The 14,909-nt window shown below is 65.7% G+C and carries 11 protein-coding genes; 4 read left to right on the top strand and 7 right to left on the bottom strand.

The features are described 5' to 3' along the window. The first annotated feature begins 125 nt into the window (after positions 1-125). A complete protein-coding gene (locus CK620_RS02125; RefSeq protein WP_095548885.1) occupies positions 126-1,292 on the top strand; it encodes a hypothetical protein in 1,167 nt (388 codons plus the stop codon). A 135-nt stretch (positions 1,293-1,427) separates the two neighbouring features. Here CK620_RS02125 and glmM read toward each other — a convergent pair whose 3' ends face one another. The 5 genes from glmM to recQ form a co-directional block, all read right to left on the bottom strand. Beyond that, a complete protein-coding gene (gene glmM / locus CK620_RS02120) occupies positions 1,428-2,759 on the bottom strand; it encodes a phosphoglucosamine mutase (RefSeq protein WP_095548884.1) in 1,332 nt (443 codons plus the stop codon). 149 nt (positions 2,760-2,908) lie between these two features. Then, entirely contained in the window at positions 2,909-3,694 is a 786-nt protein-coding gene (folP, locus tag CK620_RS02115) for a dihydropteroate synthase (RefSeq protein WP_095549110.1), read from the bottom strand. Between the two features lie 406 nt (positions 3,695-4,100). Beyond that, complete coding sequence (locus tag CK620_RS02110) at positions 4,101-4,892, bottom strand: DUF6683 family protein (RefSeq protein WP_095548883.1); 792 nt, start codon at positions 4,890-4,892, stop codon at positions 4,101-4,103. 272 nt (positions 4,893-5,164) lie between these two features. Beyond that, entirely contained in the window at positions 5,165-7,102 is a 1,938-nt protein-coding gene (ftsH, locus tag CK620_RS02105; RefSeq protein ID WP_095548882.1) for an ATP-dependent zinc metalloprotease FtsH, read from the bottom strand. Positions 7,103-7,397: 295 nt separating this feature from the next. Then, positions 7,398-9,329 (bottom strand): DNA helicase RecQ, encoded by a 1,932-nt coding sequence (gene recQ, locus CK620_RS02100; RefSeq protein WP_095548881.1) that lies wholly within the window; start codon positions 9,327-9,329, stop codon positions 7,398-7,400. Between the two features lie 296 nt (positions 9,330-9,625). Here recQ and CK620_RS02095 point away from each other — a divergent pair, with 296 nt between their 5' ends. Both CK620_RS02095 and CK620_RS13690 read left to right on the top strand, forming a co-directional pair. Beyond that, complete coding sequence (locus CK620_RS02095; RefSeq protein ID WP_095548880.1) at positions 9,626-10,612, top strand: AEC family transporter; 987 nt, start codon at positions 9,626-9,628, stop codon at positions 10,610-10,612. Positions 10,613-10,635: 23 nt separating this feature from the next. After that, entirely contained in the window at positions 10,636-11,037 is a 402-nt protein-coding gene (locus CK620_RS13690) for a hypothetical protein (protein ID WP_143325874.1), read from the top strand. Positions 11,038-11,246: 209 nt separating this feature from the next. On the opposite strand, the gene CK620_RS02090 is transcribed toward CK620_RS13690, so the two are convergent. Next, a complete protein-coding gene (locus CK620_RS02090; protein ID WP_143325872.1) occupies positions 11,247-11,840 on the bottom strand; it encodes a hypothetical protein in 594 nt (197 codons plus the stop codon). A 47-nt stretch (positions 11,841-11,887) separates the two neighbouring features. Continuing rightward, a complete protein-coding gene (locus CK620_RS02085; RefSeq protein WP_095548878.1) occupies positions 11,888-13,342 on the bottom strand; it encodes a phosphomannomutase/phosphoglucomutase in 1,455 nt (484 codons plus the stop codon). Between the two features lie 165 nt (positions 13,343-13,507). Here CK620_RS02085 and fumC point away from each other — a divergent pair, with 165 nt between their 5' ends. Further along, positions 13,508-14,899, top strand: coding sequence for a class II fumarate hydratase (gene fumC, locus CK620_RS02080; protein WP_095548877.1), 1,392 nt, complete (start codon positions 13,508-13,510; stop codon positions 14,897-14,899). The last annotated feature ends 10 nt before the right edge of the window (positions 14,900-14,909 follow it).

Genomic DNA, 14,909 nt, shown 5'->3' with positions numbered 1-14,909 from the left:
CTGCAAGCATTGCAAAGGCGCAGGCCACGAGGCAGCGGCGGGGGAAATCCCTCTGCCCAGATGCGCCGATGCTGGGCAACAATTGGCCTTGGCTCCCTCACGTCCCATTGAAGGAGTTTTCTCACATGCGCACCACATTGCTTTCCACCCTGATCGCTTCGGCCGTAGCGCTGCTGGGCGCCTGCGGCGGCGGCAGCGATCAGGGCCCAGGCCCTGACGCCAACCCGGGCCCTGGCAGCCACCAGCCGGGCACGCCCGATGCCGATCTGATCACGGCCCAGCCACGCGCGCGGCTGGCGCTGCTGTGGGGCCCGCTGCGCCCGGTCAGCGACGCGGCCCGCGTGCAGCAGGCAGGTTGCGTGGATGGCCCAAGCGGCACGGAGGGCGGCCCACTGCTGGGTCACACCCAGGCGCTGGCGCCGGCCCATGCCAGCGCCCCCGCTGCCTTGCTGACGCTGGAGCAAGGCGCCTGTGATCGGCAATGGCGCCTGCGGCGCCTGGATCTGGGCAACGGCCAGATGCACACCGTGTACACGGCGGCCCAACCCGATTTTTCTGCGGCGCAGCCGCAGTCGCTGCTCTCGCCCAGCGCCGTGCTGGATCTGGGCCAGGGGCGCTACCTGATTGCCGATTCGCAGATCTTCACCGGCGGGCTGACCATCACCCCGCGCGACAAGCCCGGTTTTGGCAATGGCCTTTGGCTGCTGCACGCCAATGGCCAGCTGCAACAGTTGGCAGGCTTTGCCACGCCCAATCGGTCTGGCGCGCCAGGCCCATTCCGGGATGGACAAGGGCCTGCGGCCAGTTTTTCATCGCTGACGGCGCTGTGCGCCTCGCACGAGCCGCAGCGCTTCTACGCGCTCGATGCCGGCGTGCTGCGCAGCATCGACCTCGATGGCCGGGTGACGACGCTGCGGCATGGGCCAGAGGGCAGGCAGTTGCAGGGGCTGGTGTGCGGCGCGGCCGGGCGGGTGCTGGCCGCACTGCGCCCGGAGGGCGATGCGCCACAGCAGGTGACGACCGTGGAGCTGCCCAGCGGGCAGCAATACAACCTGCCCAGGGCAGACTTTGCGTGGCTGGTGGCGTTGGCTGGCAATGGGCGGGCCTGGCGGCGCGACCCCGATGAGCCCGGCAAGCTGCAGCTGTATGACCTGCAGCGCGCGCAGCCGATCGAAGGCACGACCGTGCATGCCCAGCACCCGCAGCTGCAGGGCAGGGCATTCGCCGCCGGCGACGGCCAGACGCTGTACTACGCGGGCCGGCAGGCCCTGCTGCGCGTGCAGGCCGATTGAGCGAGCACTGCGGGCGCTGCGGGCACACGGCAACGCGCGCCGCAGCCTGCGTGCATGCCAAGGCCCGCGCGCCTGTTCAAAACAAAAGCCCGCTCGCGCGGGCTTTTGCTTTGTTTTGTTTTGTTTTGAACAGGCTCAGCCCTGCAGCACGCTGGCCAGGCGCTCGGCCCAGTGTTGCGCCAGGGCCGGATCCTGGGCTTCGACCATCAGGCGCAGCACCGGCTCGGTGCCGCTGGGGCGCACCAGCAGGCGGCCCTGGCCTTGCAGCGCAGCTTCGGCTTCGCGCATGGCGTTTTGAAAGGCTGTGTGCTGTTGCCAGGCGTCGCGGTCGGCCAGGCGCACGTTGATCATGGTCTGCGGGAACAGCTGCACGCCCTGCAACGCCTGGGCCACGCTGTGGCCGCTGCGCACCACTTGCTGCAGCACCTGCAGCGCGCTGATGATGCCGTCGCCGGTGGTGTGCCGGTCCAGCGCCAGCAGGTGGCCCGAACTCTCGCCGCCCAGCACCCAGCCATTGCGCTGCAGGGCTTCGATGACGTAGCGATCGCCGACCTTGGCGCGCTGCATCGGGATGCCCAGGCGGGCAAAGGCCTGTTCGATGGCCAGGTTGGTCATCAGCGTGCCAACCACGCCCTGCACTGGCTCACCGGCCTCCAGCCTGGCGCGCGCCATCAGGTACAGCAGCTCATCGCCATTGAACAGCCGCCCACTGGCGTCGACCAGTTGCAGGCGGTCGGCATCGCCATCGAGCGCAATGCCGTAGTCGGCGCCGCTGGCGCGCACGCGCTCGATCAGCGCCTGCGGCGCGGTGGCGCCCACGTCCTGGTTGATGTTGAAGCCATCGGGCTCGGCCCCCATGGCGATGACTTCGGCGCCCAGCTCGTGGAACACCTTGGGCGCACACTGGTAGGCCGCGCCATGGGCGGCATCGACCACCAGCTTCAGCCCCTTGAGGCTGAGCTCGGTGGGGAAGGTACTCTTGCAGAACTCAATGTAGCGCCCGGCCGCGTCGGTCATGCGCCGCGCCTTGCCCAGCGCGGCCGAGGGCGCCCACTGCGGCGGCAGGGCCAGGCCGCGCTCGACCTCTTCCTCCCACTCATCGGGCAGCTTGCTGCCCTGGGCGCTGAAGAATTTGATGCCGTTGTCCTCGAAAGGGTTGTGGCTGGCGCTGATGACCACGCCCAGATCGGCGCGCACGGCGCGCGTCAGGTAGGCCACGGCCGGGGTCGGGATGGGGCCCAGCAGCACCACGTCCACGCCGGCGGAGTTGAAGCCCGACTCCAGCGCGCTTTCGAGCATGTAGCCAGAGATGCGCGTGTCCTTGCCGATGAGCACCGTCGCGGCGGCGTTGCCCGCCTTGAGCAGGCGGCCCACGGTGTGGCCCAGGTGCAGGATGAAATCGGGGGTGATGGGGCTGCGACCGACGGTGCCGCGAATGCCGTCGGTGCCGAAATACTGTTTGCTCATGCGCCGCTATTGTGGAGCAGGCTTTTGGCCTGCCAACGCCAGGCCAGAGGGCAGAAACCTTTGATTACGATTCTTGCCGCAAGCGCCCTGCCCTATTGCGCAGCGCAATTGCACAAGCCATCGCTCCGGCCCAGGCCTTGCCCCGGGTTTCAAGCCTGGCCCTGGGCCTGCATGGCCTGCCAGACCTTGAGCGCATCGGCGGTGGCGGCCACGTCGTGCACGCGCACGATGCGCGCGCCGCGCTCCACGGCCAGCAGCGCGGCGGCCACGCTGGCGGCCTGGCGCTGGCCCACATCGCGGCCAGTCACAGCGCCCAGCGAGGATTTGCGCGACCAGCCCGCCAGCAGCGGGTAGCCCAGTTGCAGCAGCTGCGGCTGCTGCGCCAGCAGCGCGAAGTTCTGCGTCACGGTCTTGCCAAAGCCAATGCCGGGGTCGAGCACGATGCGCCCTGCGGCCACGCCGGCCTGGCGCAGCGCCTGGGCGCGCCCGGCCAGAAAGCTCTGCACCGTGGCCACGGCATCGCCGGTCAGCGGCTCGCGCTGCATGGTTTCGGGCTCGCCGTGCATGTGCATCAGGCACACGCCGCAGCGCGGGTGCTCGGCCACGGCCTGCAGCGCGCCGGGCTGGCGCAGCGCCCAGATGTCGTTGACGATGTCCGCGCCCAGCGCCAGCGCCACGCGCATGACCTCGGGCTTGTAGGTATCGACCGAGATGGGCACGCCCAGGCGCACGGCCTCGGCCAGCACGGGCTGCAGGCGGCGCAGCTCCTCATCCAGCGGCACGGCCGCGCTGCCCGGGCGCGAGGATTCGGCGCCAATGTCCAGAATGTCCGCCCCCTCCTCGATCAGCTGCTCGCAATGGCGCAGCGCGGCGCTGACGCTGGCATGCCGCCCACCATCGGAAAAGGAGTCGGGCGTGAGGTTGACGATGCCCATGAGCAGCGGGCGCTGCAGGCTCAGCGCGTGGCGGGCGGTCTGCCAGATGGCCGGCGCGCCGCGCTGGCCGCTGGCCTGATGCGCGGCTTGATGCGCGGCCTGATTAGTGGCGTGATCGCTGGCCGGGGCGCAGGGCTGCGCAGGGCTGGGGGCGCTGTTGGGCACGGTGGCATGGCTCCATGATGTGGCAGGGCGTCCATATGACGGTGGCCAAGCCATCGCCGGGGCGCCCCGCTCGGGAAAGTGAGGAGAAGCAGGCCTGCGCAAGCCGCAGGCGGAATTCGTTCAGAAACTTTGAAAGGCCTTTTCCCCTACGGGAGAAGACCTGAAAAAAAGGGGAAAGAAACTGGGGGGTGGGCCAAAAAGGCATACAAGCCCTGCGCCTTGATTGCCCATCCCGCATTGCTTATTTCAATTCCAGCCCGTTTTTGGTGATGTGCATCAAATCGGGATCGATACCGCCGCTTTTCAGGCTTTGCAGCGCCAGTTTCGCCGCTTCGCTGCGCCCTTGCGGATCGTTTTCCAATTTTGCCTGCGCATAGATCTGCACAAACGTCATCCACAGCATGCCTTCGGCAGCGCGCTGTTTTTGTTCGTCATTCATCGCCAGCACGGTTTTATCCTCGCTCATCGCTGCGCGCAATTGCGTATAAAGCCCGCTATTGAGCTTCTCTGTGCCTTCGTGCTGATGGATCGCTCCGTAATTGACGGCAAGCCAGAGCGTCATCGCGGTGGCAAGGCTGTCGGGGGGCAGGCCGTTTGCTTTGATCTGTTGGCGCATCAAATCCATCGCCCCCCAGTTGCGCATCGCGCGAATATCGGCAAGCGTTTGTGCATCTGCGCCGTTTTTTTGTGCATGGGCATGGAATTCATTGAGGAAATCTTCCATGACCGCCGCACTCACGGCCGCAGAGGGCTGATATTCATACGCCGAGGGGTTGAGTTTCGGCTTGGGCGCAACTTCTTTTTTGTCGCTGCCTTTGTCGCTGTTTTTTCCACTGCTGCGACTGCTGTAGCGCTGCGCCAGTTTTCGGTTGTAATCAACGGTTTGTTGATACATCCGTGCGCGCGACCAATCGGCGTAGCCGCCGCCAGGGTCTGACCACGAAAACGTTCCGCCGTAATAGGCAGCTGCCTGCCCAGCGAGCAGCAGCCCAAGCGCAAGCCCGCCAATGCACCGAAAAGCCTTGTTTTTCATCTTCACCTCCTGAAAACTCTCCTGGAAAAACGCCGCCGCATGATGCGGCTGGCAGCTTGCACTTCTGCTCACAGCGCAACACCCCAAATGGGAATGGGCGTTGCGCTGGGGCTGGAGTTTAGGGCTTGTTGAAATTTGGTGTTGCGGCGGTGTTTTCGGTCAAAACTGTGCAACTGCCACATTGAAAAACGCTTGCAAGGCATGAGCACCTTGCAAGCGTTTTCTCCTTGCGTCTGAATGGCTGTCTCAACAGCCCCCCTTAGACCCAGCTCTTAGGCCGCCGTCGGCGCCGGGTCGGAATCCACGGCTGCGCCGCCGCCGCCGGCGCTGTTGTTGCCATTGCCGCCATCGACCGAGGGCTGCTTCTTGGGCACCCAGTCCTTGGGCGGTGTGGGCGGCTTGCCGGCCATGATTTCGTCGAGCTGTGCGGAGTCGATGGTCTCCCACTCCAGCAGGGCCTTGGCCATGGCGTGCATCTTGTCCTTGTTCTCCTCGATCAGGCGGCGTGCCAGCGCGTACTGCTCGTCGATGATGCGGCGCACCTCCTTGTCGACCTTTTGCATGGTCGCCTCGCTGACGTTGGTGGTCTTGGTCACCGAGCGGCCCAGGAAAACCTCGCCCTCGTTCTCGGCATAGACCATCGGGCCCAGCTCGTCGGACATGCCGTAGCGCGTCACCATATCGCGCGCCAGCTGCGTGGCCTTGTTGAAGTCGTCCGAGGCGCCGGTGGTCATCTGGTTCATGAACACTTCCTCGGCAATGCGGCCGCCAAACAGCATGGAGATGCGTGCCAGCGCCCATTCCTTGTCATAACCGTAGCGATCCTTCTCGGGCAGGGTGAAGGTCACGCCCAGGGCGCGGCCGCGCGGCACGATGGTGACTTTGTGCACCGGATCGGACTTGGGCAACAGGCGGCCGATCAGCGCGTGGCCGGCCTCGTGGTAGGCGGTGTTCTTCAGCTCCTCGGGGTCCATCACGGCCGAGCGGCGTTCCGGGCCCATGAAGATCTTGTCCTTGGCGGCCTCGAAGTCCTGCATCTCCACCACGCGGGCATTGCGGCGCGCGGCCATCAGCGCGGCCTCGTTACAGAGGTTGGCCAGATCGGCGCCGGACATGCCAGGCGTACCGCGCGCGATGACGTTGGCGTCCACGTCCGCGCCCACGGGGATTTTGCGCATGTGCACGTTCAGGATTTGCTCGCGGCCTTTGACGTCTGGCAGGGAGACATACACCTGGCGGTCAAAGCGCCCTGGGCGCAGCAGCGCCGAATCCAGGATGTCCGGACGGTTGGTGGCGGCCACCACGATCACGCCTAGGTTGGTCTCGAAGCCGTCCATCTCCACCAGCATCTGGTTGAGGGTCTGCTCGCGCTCGTCGTTGCCGCCACCCAGGCCTGCGCCACGCTGGCGGCCCACGGCGTCGATCTCGTCGATGAAGATGATGCAGGGCGCGTTCTTCTTGGCGTTCTCGAACATGTCGCGCACGCGGGCCGCGCCCACGCCGACGAACATTTCCACGAAGTCCGAGCCGCTGATGGAAAAGAACGGCACCTTGGCCTCGCCAGCGATGGACTTGGCCAGCAGCGTCTTGCCGGTGCCCGGCGGGCCCACCAGCAGCAGGCCGCGCGGGATGCGACCGCCCAGACGCTGGAACTTCTGCGGATCGCGCAGGAAGTCCACCACCTCCTTGACTTCTTCCTTGGCCTCGTCAGCGCCGGCCACGTCGGCAAAGGTCACGGTGTTGTTGCTCTCATCGAGCATGCGCGCCTTGCTCTTGCCGAAGCTGAAGGCCCCGCCCTTGCCGCCGCCTTGCATCTGGCGCATGAAGTAGATCCACACGCCGATCAGAATCAGCATCGGCCCCCAACTGATGAGCAGCGAGCCCAGCAGCGAGCGCTGCTCGCGCTCCTTGAGGTTGAGCTTGACGTTGCTGTTGAGCAGATCGTCAAACAGGCCGCGGTCGGCCATGGAGCCGGTGGTGCGGATGCGCCGGTCGTCGTTGCGGATGGCCAGGATGTCGAAGCTGCCCGTGCCCGTGTCCTGCACGTTCACCTCGCGCACCTCGCCGTTTTGCACGGCGGTGATGAAGTCGGAGTACGCCACCGACGTGGCCCCGGCGCCGGGGCCGCCATCAAAGCGTTTGAATACGGTAAACAAAACGACGAGCAGCACCAGCCACATCGCCACTTTGGAAATCCATTGATTGTTCAAGCCACTGCTCCTGAGTAATCGTGCCGCTGCCGCCATTGGGCCAGCTACCCAGGCCTGGCGGCGCTGATCGCCTGGGTCGGAAAAAAGAGGTTAAGAAAAAACAAAAGGCGCGCTGCATCGCTCTGGGCGTGCCCCGCGCGCTGCCAACAGGCGCCAGGGCCAACTGCTCTGCGTTGTGTCTCAGCCATAGCCCATGTGCGGGGCATTCTATGCTTTTCAAGCCGCTCAGACAGGTGAAGGGTTACTGCGCCGCAGGGGGGTTTAAAGGGCTGGTTTCTGAGCCTTCGAACACGCTCTAAATGCTGGCGCACACGCGCAGCAGCTCCTGCCCGTAGGCGTCGAGCTTTTTCTGCCCCACGCCGGAGATGGCGCTGAGCGCCTGCAGGCTGCGGGGGTTTTCGCTGGCGATGGCCAGCAAGGTGGCATCGGCAAAGACCACGAAGGCCGGCAGCTGGTGCTGCTGGGCGACCTCGCGCCGCCAGGCCTTGAGCGCCTCAAAGCGCTGGCGGCTGGCATCGTCCAGTGCGGCCTGGCGCTCTTGGCGGCTCTGGCGCGCGCTGCTGCCCTGGGTGCCCTGGGCGGCGCGGCGCACACCGCGCCGGGCCTCGCGCTCAATGCGGCGCAGCTGCAGCGGGCGCTGGCCGGCCAACACGCTGCGGGCCGCCGGGCCCAGGCGCAGGGTGTTGAAAGCCTGGGCATCGGCCACGACGGCGTCGATGGCGATCAGCTGCCGCACGACGCTGCCCCACTCGCGCTCGCCGACCTCCTGGCCGATGCCGAAGGTGCTCAGGCCCTGGTGGCCGTATTGCTCGACCTTGGGCGTGGCCTTGCCGCGCAGAATGTCGATCAGGTGCCCCGCGCCGAAGTGAATGCCACTTTTTTGCTGCACGCGGTAGATGCAGCTGAGCAGCTTGCGCGCCGCGTCGGTGGCGTCCCAGGTGGCCGGCGGATTCAGGCAGTTGTCGCAATTGCCGCAGGGCTGGGCCTGCTCGCCAAAGTAAGCCAGCAGCCGCTGGCGGCGGCATTCGGTGGTCTCGGCCATGGCCAGCAGCGCATCGAGCTTGGCGCGCATGACCTGCCGATAGGCCTCGCTGGCCGGGCTTTGCGGGTCGTCGATCATGCGCCGCTGGTTGACCACGTCGGCCAGGCCATAGGCCATCCAGGCATCGGCGGGCTCGCCGTCGCGCCCGGCGCGGCCCGTCTCCTGGTAGTAACCCTCGATGTTCTTGGGCATGTCCAGATGGGCCACGAAGCGCACGTCGGGCTTGTCGATGCCCATGCCAAAGGCGATGGTGGCCACCATCACCAGCGCGTCCTCGCGCAGAAAACGGTCCTGGTGGCGCTGGCGCACATCGGGCGGCAGGCCGGCGTGGTAGGGCAAGGCGTCGATACCCTGCTCCAGCAGCCACTGGGCGGTGTCCTCAACCTTCTTGCGGCTTTGGCAATAGACGATGCCGGCATCGCCCTCGTGCTCGTCCTCGATGAAGCGCAGCAGCTGGCGGCGCGCATCGCTCTTTTCCACCACTTGGTAGAAGATGTTGGGGCGGTCGAAGCTGCTGATGAACTGCCGCGCCTGCTGCAACTGCAGGCGCTCGATGATGTCGGCGCGGGTGATGGCATCGGCCGTGGCCGTCAGTGCAATGCGCGGCACCGTGGGGTAGCGCTCGTGCAGCAGGCTGAGCTGGCGATACTCGGGGCGAAAGTCATGGCCCCACTGGCTCACGCAGTGCGCCTCGTCGATGGCAAACAGCGCCAATTGGCCGCGTTGGTACAAACCATCGAGAAACTCCAGAAAGCCCGGCGTGGTGATGCGCTCGGGCGCCACGTACAGCAGGCAGGTCTGGCCGCGCCAGGCGCGCGCCTGCACGGCCTGGGCCTGGGAAAAGTCCAACGCCGAATGCAGGCCATCGGCGGCCACGCCCACCTCCTGCAGCGCGCGCACCTGGTCGTGCATCAGCGCAATCAGCGGCGAGACCACGATGCTCATGCCCTTGCCCTGCTCGCGCCGAGCAATCGCCGGGATCTGGTAGCACAGCGATTTGCCGCCGCCAGTGGGCATCAGCACCAGCGCATCGCCACCGGCGATGACGGTGTCGATGATCTGGGCCTGCAGCCCGCGAAACTGCGGATAGCCAAACACCTGTTGCAGGATTTGCAGCGCCTGCGGGCAATCGGAACTGGACAAGGCACAACCCCAAGCGGCACAGCCGAAAGGCCGCGCCCACATCAAAAAAGCCCGCCATTATGAAAGCATCGCGCCCAGCGCCGGGGACTGATGAGATAGCGCGATTGAGAGACTGTTGGCGAAGCAGTTGTCCAAGGAGAAACCGCAGCTGCCAGGTGCCAGGTGCCAGTGCGCCCAGGCTTGAGCGCCTTGCCAGCGTTTTCAACGCAGCAGCTGCGGGTTTCGACCGAGAACACCGCTGCAACACTCAGTCTCGACACCCTCTACACTTGCCGCCGCGCTTGGCGCAGCGCCCCTGGCTTGCGCCGCCCCGCCATCCATGCCCCCCGGTGCCTCGCGTGTCCTCCATCCTCGCCATCATCTTCCCCGTGTTCGGCCTGATCCTGGCCGGCTGGCTGTGCCGCCGCCTGCAGGTGCTGGGCCCGGCCGCCGCTGCCGAGCTGGGGCGCTTCGTGGTCTGGCTGGCCCTGCCAGCCATGCTGTTTCTCAGCATGGCCAAGGCCGACTGGCGCCAGCTGTACCAGCCGGCCTTCACAGCCACCTTCGCGCTGGCCGGCCTGGGCCTGTTTGCCGCTGTGGCCGCCGTGCAGCGTTGGCGCGGTCGCAGCCTGGCCGATGCCAGCGTCGATGCCCTCGCTGCGGCCTACCCCAACACCGGCTACATGGGCTTTCCGCTGACCTTTTTGCTCGCCGGCCAGGCCTCGCTGGTGCCCACCACCATTGCCACCATGCTGGTGGTGTGCGTGATGTTCGGCCTGGCCATCTTGCTGATCGAATACGCCCGCATGCCCACCGGGCAGCGCCAGCCCTGGCTGCTGCTGCCGCGCATCACCTGGTCGCTGCTGAAAAACCCCCTGATCGCCGCGCCGCTGGCCGGCGCCCTGTATGCCGCCACCGGCTGGCCGCTGCCGGCCAGCGGCGCGCAATTGCTGCAACTGCTCGCGGGCGCGGCCAGCCCCTGCGCGCTGGTCAGCCTGGGGCTGTTCCTGGCCAGCCCGGCCGCATCGGCCGGCAGCGCCGCGCCCCAGGCGTTGGGCGACAGGCAGGCCAGCGCCCTGGCCTGGCAGTTGACGGCCGTCAAACTCCTGCTGCTGCCAATGCTGACCTGGGCGCTGGGCGCCTGGGTCTTCCAGCTGCCGGCCACGCTGCTGCTGCTGGCCGTGCTGCTGGCGGCCCTGCCCACCGGCACCGGCCCCTACATGCTGGCCGACCTGTACGGCCGCGACGGCAGCGTGACGGCGCGCACCGTGCTGTTTTCCACCATCGCCTCAGTGGCCACACTGGCCGCCCTGATCCATTGGATGGGGCCTGCGGCGGCGCAATAGGCCAAGAAGGGGGGCACCACACAATGGCTGTCAAACAAGTGCTGGCCCCAGGCGTGGCTGTGGGCGATGTCGTGCTTCTGAAGAAAATCCCTAACTGGCTGGTCTCAGATTCCAGCCTGGAAGAGTTTTTTCGATTCATGCGCTATATCGGGCGCAAATCGCTGGTCACGGACATCGACCCATACGGCTATTACTGGCTTGGCTTTGGCAGCACGCAGCAAGGGCCGGATGGGGCCATCTATACCGGCGACTCTTTCTGTGTGACGGGCAATTGCATACAAAAATGCACCGACTTTGATTTCAATTGGCTTGAGCCATGGCCAGAGACAACAATCCAATGCTGCCCCCTCCTGATACCCATCAAAGGTTCAAATATTTCACGCAGGCCACTGAGGAACAGCAAGGCGCTACTACCCACTGATTGACTGAGTCGATTTCAAACTTCGTTTTGAGATCGACTGGTTTTTTTCTTAGAGCCTGTTCAAAATCTCGGCGCGAGTGGGCAAGAAGCGGTTTGGGATGGGCTGCAAGGCGCAAAACGCAGCCATAGCTGGGGCTATGGCGAGGCTTTGCAACGCAGCAGAGCGCCCAAATCCGCTCTCTTGACCGCCGTGCAAAGATTTTGAACAGGCTCTTACATGTTTTGACGACGCTGGGCGTCAAGAATGCTCCGAAAAACCTGCTGCACATTGGTTTTGATGTGCAGCTCTGGCGTGGCGGCGGCCCCGGGCCAGCCGGAGGGGAGCTGGATCAAGGCAGGGCTGCCCAAGGCGATGGTGCCGCTGCCATCGGCACGCTCGGTTTGGGTGATGGGTGGCAATGTGCGCAAGAGGTGCGATTGCACTTTTCGACCATTGAAGCCGCTGACAACGAGGATGCGCTCGTTGGTCAGTGCGTAATGCGTATGCGCCCGCAGGCGGGCATCCCACCAAAAACGCCCGGCGATGAGGTACAGCCCAACGAGCACAAAGGGGATGCCCCAGAGTTTGAAGATCAGGGGCATATCCATGCTCAGGGCGTTGATCTCCCAAGCAATGGCAAAGCCGCCCCAAAGCAGGGAAAACGGAATCAGCACTGCGTCGGCGGGGCGCAGCATCAAGCCTTGACGAGGGCTGTCGTGCCACAGCACTTGCTCATCAGGAGCGAGCTGGCGCCGCAAAGCTTCAGGCAAGACTCCGGACGAAAGATCAGCGGCCTTGGAGGTAGAAGACGGATATCCATCGTGCATGGCTGCTCCTTTGGCGGAGAGTAGAGCCTCAAAGCCTGCGCCAAGCCTCAATGCCCTGCCCCGCCCACTTGCGCATCGGGCTTGACGCGGCGCAGCAAGGCCAGCATGTCGCCTTCGATGCGCGCCAGCGCCTCGGGCGTGTGGCCTTCAAAGCGCAGCACCAGCACGGGCGTGGTGTTGCTGGCGCGGATCAGGCCGAAGCCGTCGGGCCAGTCCACGCGCAGGCCGTCGATGGTGTTGACCTGCGCGGGGGCGCTGAAGGTATCGGCTGCCAGGGCTTGCAGCTCGGCGGCCAGGCGGTGCGGCTCGCCTTCGGCGCAGGGCACGTTCAGCTCGGGCGTGCTGTGGCTGCTGGGCAAGGCGTTGAGCACGGCGCTGGGGTCGGGGTGGCGGCTCAAGATTTCCAGCAGGCGCGCTGCGGCGTAGGTGCCGTCGTCAAAGCCGTACCAGCGCTCCTTGAAGAAGATGTGGCCGCTCATCTCGCCGCCCAGCGGGGCATCGACTTCCTTCATCTTGGCCTTGACGAGCGAGTGGCCGGTCTTGTGCATCAGCGGCACACCGCCTGCGGCCTCAATGGCAGGGGCCAGGCGCTGGCTGCATTTGACGTCGAACACGATATGTGCGCCAGGCACGCGGGTGAGCACGTCCTGCGCGAACAGCATCATTTGCCGGTCGGGGAAGATGGTTTGCCCGTCCTTGGTGACGATGCCGAGGCGGTCGCCATCGCCATCGAAGGCCAGGCCCAGCTCGGCGTCGGTGTCTTGCAGGGTGCGGATCACGTCGCGCAGGTTCTCGGGCTTGGAGGGGTCGGGGTGGTGGTTGGGAAAGCGCCCGTCCACCTCGGTGAACAGCTCGATCACCTCGCAGCCCAGGGCGCGCAGGATGCCGGGGGCCGATGCGCCGGCCACGCCGTTGCCGCAGTCCACCACCACTTTCATGGGGCGCGTCATGGCCTGCTTGATCTCGCACAGGCCCGCGCTGGCGCTTTGGCCGCTGGTTTGCACGGGGCGCGCCAGGCGCACGTCGCCCACGATGCGCTCGCGGTAGGCGGGCAGCACGTCCGCCTGGCGCACGCTACCGCCCTCTTTCAATTGCCAACTTTCTTCTTCGATGATGCGGCGCAGCGCCTGGATCTCATCGCCGTAAATGGCGCGGCCGGCCAACACCATCTTGAAGCCGTTGTCGTCGCGCGGGTTGTGGCTGCCCGTGACCTGGATGCCGCTTTGGCACAGGGTGCTGGCGGCGAAGTACAGCATGGGCGTGGTGCACTGGCCGATGTCGATGACCTCGATGCCCACCGCCACCAGCCCGCGCATCAGCGCAGCGGCCAGCGCCGGGCCGGAGAGCCGCCCGTCGCGCCCCACGGCCACGGTGCGCTGGCCCTCGGCCAGGGCGCGCGTGCCAAAGGCGCGGCCCAGCGCTTCGGCCAGGGCTTCGTTGATGGTCACGGGCGTGGTGCCACGGATGTCATAGGCTTTGAAAACACTGGGGGCGACTTGCACAGGCGGGCTCCGTTATTGCGGTTCTTCAATCGGTTCAGAAAATTGGCTGCGCGGATTCTATGGAACTTCTGCCTGGGCTTGGCTCTACAGCGCAAGCACTGAAGAATAAGAATAATTTGCAGTAATAATCCTGCTTCTCGACTTCAAAATCCTTTGCACCGCACCATGACACAGCAGACCCGTACCGAAAAAGACACCTTTGGCCCCATCGAAGTGCCCGCCGACAAGCTCTGGGGCGCGCAAACCCAGCGCTCGCTGCAAAACTTCGACATCTCCGGCGAAAAGCAGCCGCGTGAAATCATCAAGGCGCTGGCGCAGGTCAAGCGCGCCTCGGCCGCCGTCAACCACGCGCTGGGCCTGCTGGACGAGAAAAAGGCCAAGGCCATCATCGCCGCCGCGCAGGAAGTGATCGAGGGCAAGCACCCGGACGAATTCCCGCTGGTGGTCTGGCAGACCGGCTCGGGCACGCAATCGAACATGAACCTCAACGAAGTCATCGCCAACCGCGCCAGCGAGCTGCTGGGCGGCGAGCGCGGCGAAGCCCGCCTGGTGCACCCCAATGACGACGTGAACAAAAGCCAGTCCTCCAACGACGTCTTCCCCACCGCCTCGCACGTGGCCGCCGTCGATGCCCTGACCCACAAGCTGCTGCCCGCCATCGACCTGCTCAAAAACACCCTGGCCGAAAAAGCCAAGGCCTTTGACGGCATCGTCAAGATCGGCCGCACCCACTTGCAAGACGCCACGCCGCTGACGCTGGGGCAGGAAATCTCCGGCTGGGTCGCCCAGCTCGAACACGGCAAGAAACACGTGCAGGACGCCCTGCCCCACCTCTGCGAGCTGGCCCTGGGCGGCACCGCCGTGGGCACGGGCCTGAATGCGCCCAAGGGCTATGCCGAAGGCGTGGCCAAGGAGCTGGCGGACATCACCGGCCTGCCCTTCGTGACTTCGCCCAACAAGTTCGAATCGCTGGCCTCGCAAGACGCGCTGGTGCACGCCCACGGCGCGCTCAAAACCCTGGCCGCCAGCCTGACCAAGATTGCCAACGACGTGCGCTGGCTGGCCAGCGGCCCGCGCAGCGGCATCGGCGAAATCACCATCCCCGAGAACGAGCCTGGCTCCTCCATCATGCCCGGCAAGGTCAACCCCACGCAAAGCGAGGCCGTGACCATGCTGGCCGCGCAAGTCATGGGCAACGACGTGGCCATCAACATCAGCGGCGCATCGGGCAACTTCGAGCTCAACGTGTTCCGCCCCGTGGTGGCCCACAACTTCCTGCAAAGCGTGCGCCTCTTGGCCGACGGCATGCGCAGCTTCAACGACCACTGCGCCGTGGGCATCGAACCCAACCGCGAACGCATCGCCGAGCTGGTGGGCAACTCGCTGATGCTGGTCACCGCGCTGAACCCGCACATCGGCTACGACAAGGCCGCCTTCATCGCCAAGAAGGCGCACAAGGAAGGCACCAGCCTGCGCGAAGCGGCGATTGCCAGCGGCTACCTCAGCGCCGAGCAGTTCGACCAGTGGGTGGTGCCTGAGAACATGGTGGGCCGCTGATCCATATCAG

Source organism: Vandammella animalimorsus (assembly GCF_002285285.1).
Taxonomy (GTDB): domain Bacteria; phylum Pseudomonadota; class Gammaproteobacteria; order Burkholderiales; family Burkholderiaceae_C; genus Lampropedia; species Lampropedia animalimorsus.
The sequence above is the reverse complement of the archived record's forward strand: the minus strand, read 5'-3'. Positions and strand labels throughout refer to the sequence as shown.